The sequence below is a fragment of the Simiduia sp. genome (genome assembly GCF_058345725.1).
Genome location: NZ_JBTUOC010000075.1, coordinates 1 through 16,929 on the forward strand (window position 1 = coordinate 1; position 16,929 = coordinate 16,929).

Here is a 16,929-nt window from a genome sequence, read left to right on the forward strand (position 1 = left end):
TCTTGAGAATTGGTGTTGGGAAGCCGAGGTTATCCCGTTAATTTCCGGTCATTATCAAACCGGCGAGCCATTGCCCACCGAGCTGCTCGATCGCATGTTGGCCGCACGCCATTTCCAAACGGGCATGTTTATGGTCCGTCAGCTGGAGTTTGCGCTGTTTGACTTTGAGTTACACCTGCGCACGGACATAGACAAGGCCGAGGATGTGCAGGCCTGTTTGGACAGCGTACGCAAACGCGTGTCGGTGGTGCCGGTGCCTTCGTTTAACCGCTTTCAAAACAGTTTTAGCCATATATTCGCCGGAGGCTACGCGGCGGGCTACTACAGCTATAAGTGGGCTGAAGTTCTATCTGCCGATGCATTTTCTCGGTTCGAGGAAGAGGGCATCTTTAACGCGCAAACAGGCAAAGATTTTTTGGATACTGTGTTAACCGCTGGCGGCTCGCGCGATGCCTTAGCGCTGTTTACGGCCTTTCGCGGGCGGGCGCCATCCGTGGAGCCACTGCTGCGCCACAGTGGTATCAGGGGGTAGTTATGACGACGACAAAAAAACGATTCATTGCCGGTGCGGTATGCCCGAGTTGCAGTGCTATGGATCGCATTGTGATGTACCGCATAGACGATGTGGATTATCGCGAGTGTGTGGCCTGTGGGTTTAAAGACGAAATGCGATTTAAGCCCCAGCTACGCGAGTTGGGCACTCGGGTGAATCAACCGGAGGCACTCAAGGTATCGGACACGCAGGTGCTGCAATTTCCGCCCCTAGACAGTGACGACTAGCGATAGTTGTGCGGTATTAGCAGGTTGAATGGTGCTGTAGACAATAACGACCAGTTCCACAGTGGCGGGCGGGCGATAGGCGCGCCGTCGGCGCCATTGGAACAGTTTGGCTAGTGTAGACTTTTGCTCGTGCGCGCTTGGTCAAAGCGCAGTTCAACACTCAAATCGCAAGCTAGGCAAGGATATTGGGTGAGCTCTTCTGTCCACCCCTTGCGCTGGTGGTTACCCACATAGCGTTGAAAAGCGTCAGACACCAAATACTGGTCCAGATTGGAACCGCGCATCATCAACATTTCTACGGAATATTGCACAGCGTGATCCAGGTCATTGGCAAAGGGCTCGCCAATTAAACTGTGTACCACCAAGTTGGCTGATGTCATATCCATGGGAGCCAGCGGAATGCCAAAGCGCGCAATGATATGATCGTTCACTTCTTCGATAATGCGGTGTGCTAAATAGGCTTCATCCAAGAGCGCATCCAGGCCAGTGTGGCCCTCTACCAATTCAGGCGGGCTCAAGAAAAAGTCCCCGATAATACGCAGGAAGGGCGTGGTTACCGCTTGAATATTGTGAAGCTCGCCAATCTTATTGACCGCCTCAATAAAATCGGGCACGTGCCGGATATAGGAAATTACAAAGGTCAGGAGCGTATCTGGCGTAGCATTGGGTTGACCATCGGTGCCCACCAGAGCGATGGCGCTGTGCAATTTAGTAAAGTTCTTGCGCAACACTTTGAGAAACAGGCCGGTATGATGCTCTTGATCGATGGCCTCGCGAATGGCTAAGCGAATGCTGCGCAATTCGTCGGCAGTGGGCGCCAAGTCAAACTGCTGGTCGCTTTTAGTATTGAATCGTTGAAATAACACCCTAACCCCTTACCCAGTACTCACAATAAACCATTTGTTCTCTCCCGCGCAGGGAGCTTAGCCTGGCACCGGCTTGGGTCGTACGTACCCAAACTTTGAAATACTAGCCACAATTTCCCAGTTTGGGCAGTGTTTGGCTGATTTTCGCCGTGCGCAGCTTCTCAAAAAGCCGAATTACACACCTGAACAACCATAGCAGAGCGCAATCTACGAGTAAGAACAAGATCATCTAACTTTTTGTATCTTCATGCCTGCGCACCAAAGCCAAGCCCCCAGGCTCAGGCCGCGGCTGGCATTAAAAGCCAGAAAGGCAAGCCATAGGCCATGATTACCGAGGCTTTGGGTTAGCCACCAGCAGGGGAAAAAAATAAAGACAGCCGAACCGATTAGCGTATCGCGCATAGCGCGCGTCTGGCCGCTGCCAATGCAATAGCCATCCAGAACATAGGCGCCTACGGAGATAAGTGGCAGCCAAACTGCCCAAAAATAGTAGGTGTGTGCGGTCAGAATGACCGCCGGGAGATCGCTCATGAGTTGAATAAAGGGCCACTCTCCCGCCCAAAACAAGAGCGCTAAACATGCGGCCACACCGGTGCACCAGCCCAGCGCCAACTGCAACAGTCTGCGTTGTTTAGCGCCCTGTTGTGCGCCGGCGGCGCTGCCGATCAAGCTTTCGGTGGCGTGCGCCAAGCCGTCCAGGCAATAGGAAGCCAGGTGCACTAGTTGCAATAAAATTGCGTTGGCCGCTAACACCTGATCACCCAATTGCGCGCCTTGGCTGGTGAAAAACAGCAACACGCCGAGCAGTGCCCAGGTGCGAAGCATGAGGTGTTGATTGGCGAGTAACAGACCCCGCCAGCCAATGTGCAGCCCCTTAAAGCGGAGCTTGCCGCGCACGGCAGGATGGGCGTAAAAGAGCGACAAAGCAGTCAGCAAGCCCACGTATTCCGCCGCTAAACTGGCCCAGGCTGCACCGTCGCTGCGCCAATCCAGCCCAACTATAAACACCAGATCCAACAGGATATTCGTTAGCTGGGTTGCGAGCATAATGTACAGTGGCGCGCGCATGCGTTGCATAGCGATAAACCATCCCAGCAACACATAGGTTATCAATGTAGCGGGGGCGGCGAAGAGTCGGATTTGGGTGTAGCTGTGCGCCAATTGTGTGACCGAATCACTGGCACCTAACCAGTTCAGTGCCCAAGGCAGTAGTCCGGGGCCGGCGGCGATGACCAGCAGCGCGAGCACGCTGGCCAGAGCGCCGTGCTGCAAGGAAATGTGCACACCCCTGGCCGAATCCCCTTGTCCGTGGGCTCGGGCTACGAACCCAGTGGTGCCCATACGCAAAAACCCGAACCCCCAAAATAAGAGTGCCAGCAAACTGGCGCCCAGCGCGCTGGCACCTATGTACGTTTGATCGGGCAGGTGCCCAAGCAGCGCGGTATCGATCAGCCCCAGCAAAGGTTGTGTGATATTGGTGAGGATCAGTGGCCACGCCAGGGCCCATAAACGTTGGCTTAAATGCCGGTCTTCAGGGTTCAATACAGGGGTTTCCCGATAGCTGGAGTTGGATTAAAAAATTACCGTAACATAATAAATTTGTTGATTTTTTTGCCAGCTTATGGCCTTCTTACAGGCGCTATAAATGCGACGATTTGCCGCAGTTTGTTGGATGTACCCCTCGGTTGACGAAATAATCACCTGGTATCCGCTAACTTTAGAGCGCAGATCGCACTAGCTGGTATCAGTGTGACGGCTTTGCTGTAACTCCGCGCGCCCCTTGGGTGGCCCGGAAAAAGATACGCAGGAACTCAGTGAAAGCTGGGGAAAGTTTCAGAGTTTACCACCCGGCCGGGGCAATGGAAGGCAATGCGCTTTCCGCCGGGTTCATCCGTTGAAGTAGTCATAAAAAGCATAACTAGCTACACGGAGACAATGGGCATGCTGAAACAAGCAAAAAGCAGTTTTGCTTGGTTGCTTGGCTTATCGTTTATCAGTCAATTTGCACTGGCAGACGAAGTCGAGCGTTGGGGGGTCAACATGACCCAGGGGGTTACCGATGTAAGCCGTGAGATCTACGGTTTGCATATGGATATCTTCTGGTGGTGTGTGGCCATCGGTGTAGTGGTATTTGGTGTGATGATTTACACCATGATCGCGCACCGCAAAGCCAACGGCGCGAAAGCGTCCAACTTCCACGAAAGTACCGCACTCGAAATCCTTTGGACGGTCGTACCTATTATCATTTTGGTAATCATGGTAATCCCGGCCACAAAAACCCTGATCAAAGTGTATGACACCGGCGAGCCAGATTTGGACGTGGTGGTAACGGGTTATCAGTGGAAGTGGAAATACGAGTACCTCAATCAGGATGTCAGCTTTTTCTCGTCACTGGCAACGCCGCAAGATCAAATTCGCAACTTGGCGCCCAAAGGGCCCAACTACCTGCTGGAGGTGGATCACGAGCTGGTGATTCCCATTAAGCAAAAAGTGCGCTTTTTGATTACCGCCAACGATGTGATTCACGCCTGGTGGGTACCGGATCTAGCCGTTAAGAAAGACGCCATTCCCGGTTTTATCAACGAATCCTGGACCTACATTGAAGAGCCTGGCTTGTATCGGGGTCAATGTGCGGAGCTCTGCGGCAAAGACCACGGATTTATGCCCATCGTGGTGCGCGCGGTTGAGCAGGAAGAGTTTAATGCCTGGATGGATAAAAAGCGGGAAGCTGCGGCAGCCATTGCCGAAGCGGCTAAGCAAACACTGACCTTCGACGAGCTCTACGCACAAGGTGAAGCGGCCTACCAGAAACACTGCGTCGCCTGTCATCAGCCAGACGGTAAAGGGTTACCACCCACCTTTCCCGCCATTGCCGGCAGCCCACTTGCTAACGGCGATGTCACTGCGCACATTGATCGCGTGATTAACGGTGGAAAAGGTATGCCTCCCTTTGGTGAGCAGTTAACCCCGGTGGAAGCCGCGGCAGTTATCACCTTTCAACGGAATGCGTTTGGCAATAACACCGGTTCTGAGGTGCAGCCAATCGATATCGTGAACTTCAAGCAAGGTCTATAGGGGGAGCTACAAGATGGCACACGGTCCTGCTAAAGGAATTACCCGGTGGCTCTATACCACCAACCACAAAGACATTGGCAGTATGTATTTGTGGTTCAGTTTTTTAATGTTTCTAATGGGCGGCGTTTTTGCACTTGTCATTCGCGCTGAATTGTTTGAACCGGGTTTGCAAATAGTTGAGCCCGAATTTTTTAACCAAATGACCACCATGCACGGTTTAGTGATGGTGTTCGGTGCCGTTATGCCGGCATTTGTGGGCTTGGCGAACTGGATGGTTCCCATGATGATTGGTGCGCCGGATATGGCATTGCCGCGCATGAATAACTGGTCGTTCTGGATTCTACCCTTCGCGTTTACCATGCTGGCCTCTACCTTGTTCATGGAAGGCGGTGCTCCCAACTTTGGCTGGACGTTCTACGCGCCTTTGTCGACAACCTACGCACCACCCTCAGTGACCTTCTTTATTTTCGCGGTGCACATCATGGGTGCCAGTTCCATAATGGGGGCGATCAACATCATCGCTACCATTTTGAACATGCGGGCGCCGGGGATGACGTTGATGAAAATGCCATTGTTCGTGTGGACTTGGCTAATTACCGCCTATTTGCTCATTGCGGTTATGCCCGTCTTGGCGGGTGTGGTTACCATGATGTTGATGGATATTCACTTTGGCACAAGCTTCTTCTCGGCTGCCGGTGGCGGCGATCCGGTATTGTTCCAGCACGTATTCTGGTTCTTCGGTCACCCCGAGGTGTACATCATGATTCTGCCCGCCTTCGGTGTGGTCAGTGCCATTATTCCCACCTTTGCGCGCAAGCCGTTGTTTGGCTATGCATCAATGGTTTACGCCACGGCATCGATCGCTTTCTTAAGCTTTATTGTGTGGGCGCACCACATGTTTACCGTGGGTATGCCCATTGCCGGTGAGCTGTTCTTTATGTACGCCACCATGCTAATTGCGGTGCCTACCGGTGTGAAAGTGTTTAACTGGGTGACCACGATGTTCAAAGGTTCCATGACTTTTGAAACGCCCATGTTATTCAGCGTGGCCTTTGTTATTCTGTTTACCATTGGTGGTTTCTCCGGCTTGATGCTGGCCATTGCACCGGCGGATTTTCAGTACCATGACACCTACTTTGTGGTGGCTCACTTTCACTATGTGTTAGTGCCGGGCGCCATCTTCTCGATCACCGCGGCGGTTTACTATTGGCTGCCTAAGTGGTGCGGCAATATGTATAACGAGGTGATGGGGAAAACGCATTTCTGGATGGCATTTATTGGTTTGAATCTCACCTTCTTCCCGATGCACTTTGCGGGATTAGCGGGGATGCCTCGCCGTATTCCGGACTACAATATGATGTTTGCGGATTGGAATATGATTTCTTCTGTTGGTGCATTCTTGTTTGGCGCCGCGCAAATAATGTTTTTGTACAACGTCATTCACACCATCGTGGCAGGTAAGAAAGCAACCGATCGTGTTTGGGAAGGTTCACACGGTCTAGAGTGGACAGTGCCTTCGCCAGCGCCCTACCACACCTTTAGTACACCACCGGAAGTGAAATAAACCCATGACCGAAGATGTTGCTAAAGCAAACGCCAGACTCAGTGCCAAGTTAGTGGCGCTGGGTGTGGCCATGTTTGCTTTTGCCATCTTTGTTATGCCACCGCTTTACGATGTGTTTTGTGAAATTACGGGCCTCAATGGCAAGACCGGTACACAATATCAAGCCCGTGAAATCGCCATTGATACCAGTCGGGAAATCACCGTCCAATTTGTGGCCACCAATAATGAAGCCATGCCTTGGATTTTTGAGCCCGGCGTGAAAAGTATCAAGGTACACCCGGGGCAAGCGGTGGATGTAATTTATCGGGCCGTCAATCCCACGTCGAAAGATATGGTCGCGCAGGCTGTACCTAGCCTGGTGCCCTTTAAAGCCGCACAGTATTTTCACAAAACGGAATGCTTTTGTTTTAACAATCAACCGCTGAAGGCGGGTGAGAGCGCGGAACTGGGATTGCAGTTCATTGTAGATTTGGATGTGCCCAAGCAGGTGAACACCATCACCTTGTCTTATACCTTGTTTGATATTACTAACGCTCTCGAGGCGAAGGTAGCAAGCAATTCCGGGGCGCAAACACCCTAACAACTCCATAACAATGCGGGGTAGCAACATGGCAACAGAAGGAACTTACTACGTTCCCGAACAAAGCAAACTACCGATTTATGCAAGTCTGGGTTTGTTTTTAACGGTTTTTGGTGCAGCAAATTGGATTAACGGAAACGATAACGGCCCTATGCTTTTCATGGCGGGTGGCCTGCTCATGGCCGTTGTGCTGTGGAACTGGTTTGGTGCCGTGATAGACGAAAATATGAACGGCATGAACTCCGCGCAGCTTAAGCGCTCCTACGTTTGGGGCATGGGCTGGTTCATTTTTAGCGAAGTCATGTTTTTTGCTGCATTTTTTGGTGCACTGTTTTATATGCGTAGCTTTGCGCTTCCCTGGCTAGGTGGCGAAGGCGACCACGGCTCCATGACCAACGAAGTGTTGTGGCCTGGTTTTGAAAATCACTGGCCGCTAATGACTACACCGGATATGGCCACCAACGGCGATGCTGCAAAAGTGTTGGGCCCAGCGCAAAACATGAGCGGGAGCACCGTTGAAAATGTTTGGACCTGGCTGCCTCTGTGGAACACCATCGTACTGCTCACTTCTTCCGTAACCGTACACTTTGCCCACAGCGCTATTAAAAAGGACAGCCGCAAGGCTTTTAATTGGTGGTTGGGAATAACGGTAGCTCTCGGCATTATCTTCTTGTTTTTACAGGTGGAAGAATATATTCACGCCTATCAGGAGCTTGGCTTAACACTGGAATCTGGCGCCTACGGCACCACCTTCTTCATGTTAACCGGCTTTCACGGTGCACACGTAACCTTGGGCACCTTTATGCTGTTGGTCATGTGGTTGCGCTCGGTACTGAAAGGTCACTTCAAATCTGATGATCAATTTGGATTTGAGGCAGCCAGCTGGTATTGGCACTTCGTGGATGTAGTTTGGGTAGGCCTGTTTATATTTGTCTACGTCTTTGGATAAGTGAGCGCTAGCGCCCTCGCATTTCCCAGGGAGCGGTGCTCGAAAGGGCACCGCTATAAAAACCGTAGACAATACAAATAAGTAACAATGCGGCCAAGGTAATACGAATACCCAGAGCATACAAAGTACGCTTGGTGTCGGTTGCCCCCATATCTTTGAGTAAAAATACCAGTGCACTGCTGAGGCTGGCGACAACGGCCAAAAACAGCACTACGATCAATGCCTTTAACCACATAGTTGATACTCTGTTATTCATTGAATAGGGTGTCACCTTACGCCCTTGCGCTGACGCTGGCAAACGAGGTAGCAATGCCAACCAAGCACACCGCTGAAATAAGTTCCACGGTGCCAATACCGCCATTTACCTGGCAGGTAAATGTACCGCTATTGGTACTAGGTTGTATTGTTTTGGCGCTGCTTATTGCACTGGGTTTCTGGCAGTTAGAAAGGGCCGGCCACAAGCAGCTGTTACTTACACAGCTGGAGACGCGCCTTGAACGCACGCCGGTAGACATTTCCCATATGTCGGCAGAGTCGCTACTCCAATTGCCGCCTTACAGTCAGGTTTCAGCGCGCGGCACTGCCGATAATCACCGTGTTCTATTATTGGACAACAAAACCCACAACGGACGATTTGGCTACCAAGTGCTACAGCTGTTGCAAACGCCCTCCGCCAATTTGCTAATTAATCGGGGTTGGGTGGCGGGTTCACACACACGCAGCGAACGCCCAGTGGTCGAAGCCCTGGCACCCGACCAAGTGTTTAGTGGTCGTGTTGCAGCAGTTTCCGACCACCCAATGTTAAACAATATTGCTCTGGACGAGGACTTTCCCAAGCGGTTCAATCAGTTATCGCTGAAGGTGGCGGGTGAGCATTTGGGTGCAACTGTCAGCCAGCTCATTGAGCTGGCACCGGAATCTTACGGTGCGTTAACCGTTAATTGGCCGAAGGTAAATGTCTCTCCCGCAAAGCATTTCGGTTACGCTGTGCAATGGTTTTGCATGGGCCTTGCGCTATTGGTATTGTTAATTTTTGCCAATTCTAATTTGGCCGCAGTGTTAAAAGCACGCGCGAATAATAATCAACACAAGATGTAACAAGATGGACGCTAAAATAGATTCAAATCTCGGGCCCGAAACGCAGGTTTTAGATGAAAAGCCCAAGGGCCGTTGGTCCAAAGTGCTAGTGATTGCGACCTTGCTCACTCCTATGGTGGCGGCATACGTGATCTACCAAACTGGCATTGGCATGCCCACGGGTACCATTAACAAAGGGGACCTCTTGCAGCCGCCTGTGAATATCAGTGCGTTGAACTTGCAATCTGTTTCGGGGCAGCCGGTGGATTTTTCGGCAGAGGATAAGAAGTGGCGACTGGTGGTGCCTGCCTTTGGCCATTGCGACCAGGATTGTCGGGAGTCGCTCTACGTTACTCGCCAGGTTCATACTCGTCTCAATGAAAAGTACCCCCGCGTAGAGCGTTGGCTATTGACCGATATCAGCGATCCAACATTTCGTGAGCTACTCGCCCAGGATTACCCCCGAATCAATATTGTCGAGGTGGCAGCCAACCAATGGCTAACGCTCATGTCGCAAAGCACAGGGGCCGAAGCGGACTACCTGATGATGGATCAAAATGGATTTTTAATGATGGGTTATCAGCAGAGCCAACACACGGGTAACGATTTATTAGCAGATTTAAAGCGCATGTTAAAGTTTACCCGCGAACACTAACGCGAAAGCAGCCCGACCGGGCCGGCGCCAAGCCCGCCTGTAAAAACACTATAAAAAACGAGGTACACGCGATGCAATCAACACTGGACAGTACAGCTGCAATGAGCTGGCGCGATTATTACGAGCTGTGCAAGCCGCGCGTGGTCATGCTTATGATTCTGACCTCAGTGATCGGCATGCTTTTGGCTGTACCGGGTATGGTGCCTTGGGACGTACTGTTTCTTGGAAATTTGGGTATCGCCCTGTGCGCCGGGTCGGCGGCAACCGTCAATCACCTGGTGGATCGCCACATCGATCAAAAAATGGCGCGCACGTTTAATCGGCCCGTGGCCCGCGGCCGCGTGGAGCCCACTCGCGCGCTGCTGTTTGCCTGTGTCACTGGCGGCTTGGGAATGGCCATCTTGCTGGTATTTATCAACGCGCTTACCGCCTGGCTAACCCTGGCGTCTCTGCTGGGTTATGCCGTGGTGTACACCTTGTTTCTAAAGCGCGCAACGCCGCAAAACATTGTGATTGGCGGCCTGGCGGGCGCGGCGCCACCGCTTTTGGGCTGGACGGCCGTTACCGGTGCTGTGGATGGCCATGGCCTGCTGCTGGTGTTGATCATATTTGCCTGGACGCCACCGCATTTCTGGGCGCTGGCGGTACACCGAAAAGATGAATACGCCAATGCAGAAATTCCGATGCTGCCCGTGACCCACGGTGAACACTACACCAAGGTACACATCCTGCTGTACACCATCATTTTGTGTTTGGTGACGGTGCTGCCTTACCTTACCGGCATGATGGGTTGGTTGTATCTGTTGGGCGCGGTAGTTTTGGGCGCTGGGTTTATCTACTGGGCGCTGGTGATGTTATACACAGACAGGGCCTCGGCCGGTATGGATACTTTTAAGTATTCCATCGTGTATCTCATGGCGCTGTTTATCATTATGTTGCTGGATCATTATCTGGTTACCCCGGCATTGGCAGTTTAATTACCATGACAACAGACGACACCCAATCGCAACAGCAACGCGGTATTCGCTTCACAATTATCGCCATTGTGGTCTTTATCCTGGTGGTGATGGCGTTGTTTTTGAACAAAATACTGACGCCCCGGCACCTGAGCCCTATAGAATTGCAAGTCAACGGGGCCATTCAATTTGAGCAACCACGGCGCTTCAAAGACTTTAACTTGGTGGACCACCGCGGCCAGGCCTTCGATCGATCGCGCCTAGAGGGCAAGTGGTCGCTGATCTTCTTTGGTTTTACCCATTGCCCCGACGTCTGCCCGACCACTCTGGCTAGCTTGTCACAGTGGTACGCGCAGCTGCCAGAAAAAATGCAGGCAGATACCCAGGTGGTGTTGGTGACGGTCGACCCGGCGCGCGACGACGTGGCCACCCTGGCCCAATACGTGCCCTATTTTCACCAGGATTTTGTGGGAGTTACCGGCGAATTTCTGGCGATTAAACGCTTTGCCAATCAACTCAATGTGGCGTTTACCAAGGTGGTGCAGGGCGATGATTACACCATGGATCACAGCGCCATCGTGGCACTTGTGAATCCCAAGGGCGATTATCATGCGTTCTTCAAACCGCCGTTGGAGTCGCAAAAACTCACCCTGACCTACACGTCGATACGCAATAGCTTTCCATTGTAAGTAACGGTGCTTTTTAGCGGTTTTAGCAATTAAAACCGCCAGTTGTCAGGCCAAATCTCCGTAGAGCAGCTATAACTAAAGGTGATGCTCTGGGAGAAAGACATGGTCCGTTTTACCTACAAGTCGGGGGTGGTAATCGCCTGCTGTTACGCCAGCTTTGCTGCTGCCGTGCCAGATGCGGAGATGGGCGCCGACGCGCTGATCGATTTCCCCCTCGAAGAGCTGATGCAAATGGAGGCAACCGTCTCCAGTGTCTCCAAGCGCGATGAATCCCTGAAAGACATTCCCGCCGCCATCTTTGTGGTGACCCGCGAAGACATTCGCCGCTCGGCTGTGACCAGCGTACCCGATGCACTTCGCATGGTTCCCGGTGTCCAGGTGGCTAAAATTTCCGCGTCTGAATGGGCGGTTTCTGCGCGGGGGCTGGGTGGCCGTTTCTCGCGTTACCTCTTGGTACTCGTGGATGGTCGTTCCATCTACACCTCGTTGTTTAGCGGTGTTAACTGGGATGAAATTAATCTGAGCTTGGAAAATATCGAGCGTATTGAAGTGGTGCGCGGCCCGGGTGGCACTATCTGGGGCGCCAATGCCGTCAACGGCATGGTTAACATCATCACCCGCAAGCCGGGCGATACCGACACCACCAGGCTGCGCGTTAGCGGCGGGCAGGGCGAGTCCGAAGGCTCTCTCTACATTTCCGCCAACCGAAAACTGGGCCTGCAAACCGCTTTGGCGGTGTCGGGCCACGTCGAACAATTCAGCGCCTTGGAAGCTGAAGGTAGCCCCTTTGAAGATAACGGCTGGCGCAATGGTCGATTCGATGTAGCACTCGAAACAGAGCGCGGCGCCCATCAATTAAGCGCAAAATTGGGCTATCTCACTATCCAATCGGATGTGCCCTGGGCTAAACAGCAGCTGTTTCTGCCGGGCGAGGCAGTGATCTATGGCGACGAGCAAAAGCAAGGTTACTACGGGACCTTACAATGGCAACAGCGACACGCGGGGGGTATGTGGACAGGTCGCGTGAGCTACGACGCGACTTACAGGGATTCTGCGGCCTTTGACTGGAACAATGTCAACTGGGACGCCGAGCTGCAGTGGGCCGGCGAGTGGGTGACGGGCCACAGCACTACGCTGGGCATAGCTGCGCGCCAGGGTGAAAGCCAATTCAAGGTGCCCCCCACTGGCCTCGATGCTTGGCTAATGCCCACCAACCAAGACAGCACCGTGCTCAGCGCTTATCTGCAGGATACCTGGCAGATAACACCGGCCTGGCAACTAAATGCCGGCGTGCGCTACGACGACAACTCTTTCACTAAGAGCGCGTTTCAGCCGAGCTTGCGCAGTTTATGGTCGCTGCGTCAGCACCACACGCTGTGGCTCGCCGCCAGCCGAGCAAACAGCACCCCAAGTCGCTTCCTTAACAGCAAAAGTGAACTGGCTATCCAGGCACTGCCTCCCAATGCCCAGACCCCCCTGCCAAGCATGGTAATACTGGCGTCCGATGGAGAAGGCATAGATGACGTGGAATTAACGGCCTACGAGGCGGGCTACCGCTATTCACCGAGCCAAGAATTGGCCGTTGATGCGGCGCTATTTCGGCACGACTATCGCAATATCATGTCGGCCGATACCACCTTCACACCGGAGTTGCGGTTCCAGGATGGTTTGCCCTACCTGGCTTTACCCTTGGGCCTGAATACCGACGCGCGTCAGCACAGCCAAGGGTTAGAACTGTCGGTGCGCTATCAGCCCACCGATGCCTGGTACCTGCAGTACAGTGGCGCATACATCGATGTCACCGTGCAGGAATCGGGCTCAGCGGTAGGCTCGCTACTGGAAGATGTGATCGCGGTGCCCGAACATCAACACTCGTTGCGCTCCCTCTGGAACGCCGGTGCAAAATGGGAGATAGATACCTGGCTGCGATACGTGCCTGGCGTAGCGGGCTCTGAGTCCGAAACCTATACCGCTTTGGATGTTCGAGTGAACTACCGTTATAGCCAGCAGTTGCAAGTTTCCCTAGGGGCCCGCAATCTTTTTGCCGATCACACTGTGGAGTTCGACCGAGAAATTTTTAGCGTAGGCAGCTATGCGGTGCCCCGATCGGTGATACTGAAAATCGAGTGGCAATCGCATTGATATTGTTTAGATTTACCCAAGTGTTTGGCCGGTTGCGCGGAACATGTGTCGGACAACACATTGTCTGCACGGTGGCCTTAGCACTGCTATTGTCATCGGCTTGTGCGGCAGCGCAAAGTCGTACTGCCTCGTTGAAGGCTGCATACCTTTATTACTTTACCAAATTTGTGTATTGGCCGGAGCCTTCGAGCAGCCGAAAAATTTGCGTGCTCGGTCAGGGCAGTGACATACAGCAAGAACTCAACAAGGTCGCGCTTAAGTCCGAGGGTAACATCCAATTAGTGTTTGTAGAAAACAAAGACGCGTTGGTGGGCGATACACGTTGCGATCTGGCGTTTTTGTTGGATGGTCAATGGCAGGCGGAAGAGTTTGGCGCCGGCACGCTGCTGGTAGTGGATGAAAACATCAGTCACCCCGATGCGGTTGTGCAGCTACTACTCAATAACAATAAGCTAGCCTTCGATATTAATCGTACCAATGCCAAGAAGCGCAATCTTGAGGTAAGTGCAAAACTGCTTGGTCTTGCGCGCGAGGTAACCGATTAGCGATGCACCTCTATGCGTTTAAAAAAATAAAGTCCAAGCTCATGGCGATGATCATGGGTGGCGCAATGCTAGGGATGATCGCGCTAACCGTAGTATTCGTAATTCACACAATTAATTTGCTGGAGCGAAAACGCAGTCATCAGATCAGTACAGAACTTGGCATTCTATCCACCAATATTGCCGCTAGCGTAATGTTTGAAGACGAAATATCTGCCAGAGAACTTCTGCGCGGATTAGCCGTCGACGATGACATATTTGTTGTGGAGATCGATAAACCTGGAACCCATTTTGATTTGCGTGAAGTGCTGCAAGAAACGCCGCATAGTAACGACGATTTGACACATTATCTTCAGGTGTTTGTCTATCCGATTGTAGTGGATGGTGAACAGCTTGGCTTGTTAAAAGCCTACGCCGATGATAGCGCACTGGAACGACAGGTGACGCTTACTATTTATTCATCGGTATTTATTTTTTTACTGGTTACATTTCTTATCTATATTCTTAGTTTTCGTTTGCAGGCGGCAATTACTCGACCTATTCAAAGCCTGAACAAGCTCTCAAAGAAAGTTACCGCTGAAGGCGACTATTCAGTGCGTGCCCCGGCCCTGGGCGAAGATGAGCTGGGTTTACTGGCCGAAGATTTCAATCGAATGCTCGAACAAATTGAGCAACGCGACCTCATGCTGGAAAAAACGGTACAGCAACGCACAGCCGAGCTTGAAAAGCTAGCCGATGAGTTTCGCCATCGCGCCTTTCACGATGCCTTAACAGGCTTGCCCAATAGAGCGCTACTCGCCGAGCGATTCGTGAGTGTGGTGGCGCATTCTAAGCGTTCTACCGAGCCTTTCGGTTTGTTTTTGATCGACCTGGATAACTTCAAAAATATCAACGATACGCTGGGTCACGAGCTGGGCGATGAGTTGCTAAAATCCACCGCCAATCGCCTGTTGGGCAGCTTGCGCGAAGAGGATTTGGTGTGCCGTCTGGGGGGCGATGAATTTCTGATTCTAGCGGAGGGATTTAAAGATCATCATTCTGCGGAGCTGGTAAGCGAAAAACTATTAGCGGCACTCAGTGAGCCCATGATCGTAAATGGCAAGCGGTTAGACGTTAAAATGAGCATTGGCTGCGCTATCTTTCCCATGCACGGCGAAACACTGACGGGGTTAAAGCGGGCTGCAGACATTGCAATGTACGCAGCAAAAGAGGCGGGGAAAAATCAGTACAAAATATTCCATACAGACATGGAGCAAACGGCGAAACACCGCTTGATGGTACAAAATGATTTGCGAACCGCCATTAAGCAAGGAGAAATCGTACTTTACTATCAGCCTCAAATAGATTCGCGCAATCACCAGGTCTATGGTTGCGAAGTGTTAGTGCGATGGCGCCATCCAAAGCACGGCTTATTGGCACCGGATCTGTTTATTCCCCATGCTGAAGAATCTGGATTAATCCCGCTCATTGACTACCACGTGATCGAGTGCGCTTGTAAACAGGCCAAGCACTGGTTGGATGTGGGCCAGCCTCTGGTGGTTTCAATCAACCTATCGGGCCTGCATTTTCGAGACCACAAGGTGGTTGAAGTGCTGCGTCAAGCACTGGAAAAACATGACTTGCCGCCCACTTATTTAGGCGTGGAACTGACTGAAGCGGTTTTGATTTCCGACTCTGAAGTGGCAATGCAAGTGGTGGGTGAAATCAAAGAGTTGGGGCTTAAAATATCGTTGGATGATTTTGGCGTGGGCTATTCCTCGCTGAATTACTTGCGTACGCTGCCTTTTGATGTTGTAAAACTGGATAAATCCTTTATCAACGGCATACTAACAAACCCGCAGGACCAGCGGCTGACAGAGGGCATCATGAATCTGGCTGCCAGCTTAAATCTGGATGTAGTGGCAGAGGGCGTTGAGAGCAAAGAACAGGTCGATTATCTCAATGGCATTCAATGCCGGTTAATGCAGGGCTACTATTTTCTGCCGCCTAGACCCACCGATGAATTCGAACTCTGGCGCGCAAGTTGGCAGCCGTTGGGACAATCTAAAAAACCGGCGGTATTTCCCTACGGCCGCGGCAAATAATGTAAATTCCAAGCGCGCTAGCGCCTGTTGGGCACTGACCCAGTGCTTGGTTCCCGCCACAAATACTCAGTGCTTCACTTAACGCAGGCGCCATTGCATTGATCGCATTGTATTGGTGTGCACCGATTACTGCGCTAGGCTGGGCACTGTTTGGCTTTGCGCAGTAATCGGTGCGCGGGCTTGATTCAGGCAACTGAGAGTCGTTATGGGGTTAGAGACCTGGAAACAAAAATTGCGCAGCGGCGCGCGGCGCTCGCGCCAAACAGCGCGGCAACTGGCCGAGCGCACAGATCGCGGTGTCAGGCGGGTACTGGGGCAGCGCAGTTGCATTGCGTTAACGGGGTTCAGCGGAGCAGGTAAATCAACGCTCCTGACATCGTTAATCAACCAGTTGTTGCACTTAGAGGTGCAACAGTCGCAGGGATTGTGGCCCACTTGGGAACGGCGCTGGTTGTCGGCGCGCTTGGCGCCTGGCGGCAAAGGGCTCAGCGGATATCCATTTGATGAACAAGTGGCGCGCTTGCAGGCAGGTTGTTGGCCGCAGTCCACAGAGGGCTTGTCGCGCTGCTTACTCGAGGTGCGATTAGCGCCTCGCAATCGGCTGCAAGATGTTCGGGGCAGGGGCTATATTACGCACGAAATTGAAATCTGGGATTACCCTGGCGAGTGGTTAATGGATTTGCCCTTGGCCAATATGCGCTATGGCCAGTGGGTGGTCGATAGCTATGTCAACTTTAACAACGAACCACGCAACGGTATGGCGCCGGCATTGTACCGCGCACTGTTGGACTTAGATCCGCGCGCGCCCTTCGATCCGTCCTTGTTCCATACTCTGTTTGCAGAATACCGTACCTATTTGCAGGCCTGTAAAGCGGGCGGCTTACACATCGTCAATCCCGGTCGCTTTGTCTTGAATGACGCCGATACCGCGTCTATACCGGCGTTTTTGCCGCTCTTGGGCGGCTATGGT

General features: G+C 52.3%; 17 protein-coding genes. 14 read left to right on the top strand and 3 right to left on the bottom strand.

Features of this window, described 5'->3' with window-relative positions; translation table 11 throughout:
- Both ACW8F6_RS15675 and ACW8F6_RS15680 read left to right on the top strand, forming a co-directional pair.
- Positions 1-532 (top strand): M3 family metallopeptidase (locus ACW8F6_RS15675; protein WP_491576821.1); only part of this gene is annotated, 532 nt, incomplete at its 5' end.
- Between the two features lie 2 nt (positions 533-534).
- Positions 535-780, top strand: coding sequence for a YheV family putative zinc ribbon protein (locus ACW8F6_RS15680; RefSeq protein ID WP_491576822.1), 246 nt, complete (start codon positions 535-537; stop codon positions 778-780).
- A 110-nt stretch (positions 781-890) separates the two neighbouring features.
- Here ACW8F6_RS15680 and ACW8F6_RS15685 read toward each other — a convergent pair whose 3' ends face one another.
- Entirely contained in the window at positions 891-1,646 is a 756-nt protein-coding gene (locus ACW8F6_RS15685) for a hypothetical protein (protein ID WP_491576823.1), read from the bottom strand.
- A gap of 225 nt (positions 1,647-1,871) precedes the next feature.
- Positions 1,872-3,188, bottom strand: a complete 1,317-nt coding sequence (locus ACW8F6_RS15690; RefSeq protein WP_491576824.1) for an MATE family efflux transporter — start codon at positions 3,186-3,188, stop codon at positions 1,872-1,874.
- Positions 3,189-3,587: 399 nt separating this feature from the next.
- On the opposite strand from ACW8F6_RS15690, the gene coxB reads away from it, so the two are divergent.
- From coxB to ACW8F6_RS15710, 4 genes are read left to right on the top strand one after another with little or no spacing between them, the layout of a single operon-like run.
- Positions 3,588-4,721 (top strand): cytochrome c oxidase subunit II, encoded by a 1,134-nt coding sequence (gene coxB / locus ACW8F6_RS15695; RefSeq protein ID WP_491576825.1) that lies wholly within the window; start codon positions 3,588-3,590, stop codon positions 4,719-4,721.
- A gap of 13 nt (positions 4,722-4,734) precedes the next feature.
- Positions 4,735-6,285 (top strand): cytochrome c oxidase subunit I, encoded by a 1,551-nt coding sequence (ctaD, locus tag ACW8F6_RS15700; protein WP_491576826.1) that lies wholly within the window; start codon positions 4,735-4,737, stop codon positions 6,283-6,285.
- A gap of 4 nt (positions 6,286-6,289) precedes the next feature.
- Positions 6,290-6,865 (top strand): cytochrome c oxidase assembly protein, encoded by a 576-nt coding sequence (locus tag ACW8F6_RS15705; RefSeq protein ID WP_491576827.1) that lies wholly within the window; start codon positions 6,290-6,292, stop codon positions 6,863-6,865.
- Between the two features lie 28 nt (positions 6,866-6,893).
- On the top strand, positions 6,894-7,814 hold the full coding sequence (locus ACW8F6_RS15710) for a cytochrome c oxidase subunit 3 (protein ID WP_491576828.1): 921 nt from the start codon (positions 6,894-6,896) through the stop codon (positions 7,812-7,814).
- A gap of 7 nt (positions 7,815-7,821) precedes the next feature.
- On the opposite strand, the gene ACW8F6_RS15715 is transcribed toward ACW8F6_RS15710, so the two are convergent.
- Positions 7,822-8,049 (bottom strand): twin transmembrane helix small protein, encoded by a 228-nt coding sequence (locus ACW8F6_RS15715; protein WP_491576836.1) that lies wholly within the window; start codon positions 8,047-8,049, stop codon positions 7,822-7,824.
- A gap of 74 nt (positions 8,050-8,123) precedes the next feature.
- Here ACW8F6_RS15715 and ACW8F6_RS15720 point away from each other — a divergent pair, with 74 nt between their 5' ends.
- From ACW8F6_RS15720 to ACW8F6_RS15755, 8 genes are all read left to right on the top strand, one after another.
- Positions 8,124-8,912: an SURF1 family protein gene (locus ACW8F6_RS15720; RefSeq protein ID WP_491576829.1), complete on the top strand. Its 789-nt coding sequence runs from the start codon at positions 8,124-8,126 to the stop codon at positions 8,910-8,912.
- A 4-nt stretch (positions 8,913-8,916) separates the two neighbouring features.
- The gene (locus tag ACW8F6_RS15725) at positions 8,917-9,546 is read left to right on the top strand and encodes a redox-active disulfide-containing membrane protein (protein ID WP_491576830.1); all 630 of its coding nucleotides are present in this window, start codon (positions 8,917-8,919) and stop codon (positions 9,544-9,546) included.
- 71 nt (positions 9,547-9,617) lie between these two features.
- A complete protein-coding gene (cyoE, locus tag ACW8F6_RS15730) occupies positions 9,618-10,523 on the top strand; it encodes a heme o synthase (RefSeq protein ID WP_491576831.1) in 906 nt (301 codons plus the stop codon).
- A 5-nt stretch (positions 10,524-10,528) separates the two neighbouring features.
- On the top strand, positions 10,529-11,191 hold the full coding sequence (locus tag ACW8F6_RS15735; protein WP_491576832.1) for an SCO family protein: 663 nt from the start codon (positions 10,529-10,531) through the stop codon (positions 11,189-11,191).
- Positions 11,192-11,293: 102 nt separating this feature from the next.
- Positions 11,294-13,333 (top strand): TonB-dependent receptor plug domain-containing protein, encoded by a 2,040-nt coding sequence (locus ACW8F6_RS15740; protein ID WP_491576833.1) that lies wholly within the window; start codon positions 11,294-11,296, stop codon positions 13,331-13,333.
- 71 nt (positions 13,334-13,404) lie between these two features.
- Positions 13,405-13,878, top strand: a complete 474-nt coding sequence (locus tag ACW8F6_RS15745) for a YfiR family protein (RefSeq protein WP_491576837.1) — start codon at positions 13,405-13,407, stop codon at positions 13,876-13,878.
- Positions 13,879-13,919: 41 nt separating this feature from the next.
- The gene (locus tag ACW8F6_RS15750) at positions 13,920-15,959 is read left to right on the top strand and encodes a putative bifunctional diguanylate cyclase/phosphodiesterase (protein WP_491576834.1); all 2,040 of its coding nucleotides are present in this window, start codon (positions 13,920-13,922) and stop codon (positions 15,957-15,959) included.
- Positions 15,960-16,164: 205 nt separating this feature from the next.
- Positions 16,165-16,929 (top strand): YcjX family protein (locus tag ACW8F6_RS15755; RefSeq protein WP_491576835.1); only part of this gene is annotated, 765 nt, incomplete at its 3' end.

Coding starts and splice junctions, on each gene's coding strand:
- ACW8F6_RS15710 (WP_491576828.1), top strand. CDS start 6,894: ATGGCAACAGAAGGAACTTACTACGTTCCCGAACAAAGCAAACTACCG.
- ACW8F6_RS15750 (WP_491576834.1), top strand. CDS start 13,920: ATGGCGATGATCATGGGTGGCGCAATGCTAGGGATGATCGCGCTAACC.
- ctaD (WP_491576826.1), top strand. CDS start 4,735: ATGGCACACGGTCCTGCTAAAGGAATTACCCGGTGGCTCTATACCACC.
- ACW8F6_RS15725 (WP_491576830.1), top strand. CDS start 8,917: ATGGACGCTAAAATAGATTCAAATCTCGGGCCCGAAACGCAGGTTTTA.
- ACW8F6_RS15705 (WP_491576827.1), top strand. CDS start 6,290: ATGACCGAAGATGTTGCTAAAGCAAACGCCAGACTCAGTGCCAAGTTA.
- ACW8F6_RS15715 (WP_491576836.1), bottom strand. CDS start 8,049: ATGTGGTTAAAGGCATTGATCGTAGTGCTGTTTTTGGCCGTTGTCGCC.
- ACW8F6_RS15735 (WP_491576832.1), top strand. CDS start 10,529: ATGACAACAGACGACACCCAATCGCAACAGCAACGCGGTATTCGCTTC.
- coxB (WP_491576825.1), top strand. CDS start 3,588: ATGCTGAAACAAGCAAAAAGCAGTTTTGCTTGGTTGCTTGGCTTATCG.
- ACW8F6_RS15740 (WP_491576833.1), top strand. CDS start 11,294: ATGGTCCGTTTTACCTACAAGTCGGGGGTGGTAATCGCCTGCTGTTAC.
- ACW8F6_RS15720 (WP_491576829.1), top strand. CDS start 8,124: ATGCCAACCAAGCACACCGCTGAAATAAGTTCCACGGTGCCAATACCG.
- cyoE (WP_491576831.1), top strand. CDS start 9,618: ATGCAATCAACACTGGACAGTACAGCTGCAATGAGCTGGCGCGATTAT.
- ACW8F6_RS15680 (WP_491576822.1), top strand. CDS start 535: ATGACGACGACAAAAAAACGATTCATTGCCGGTGCGGTATGCCCGAGT.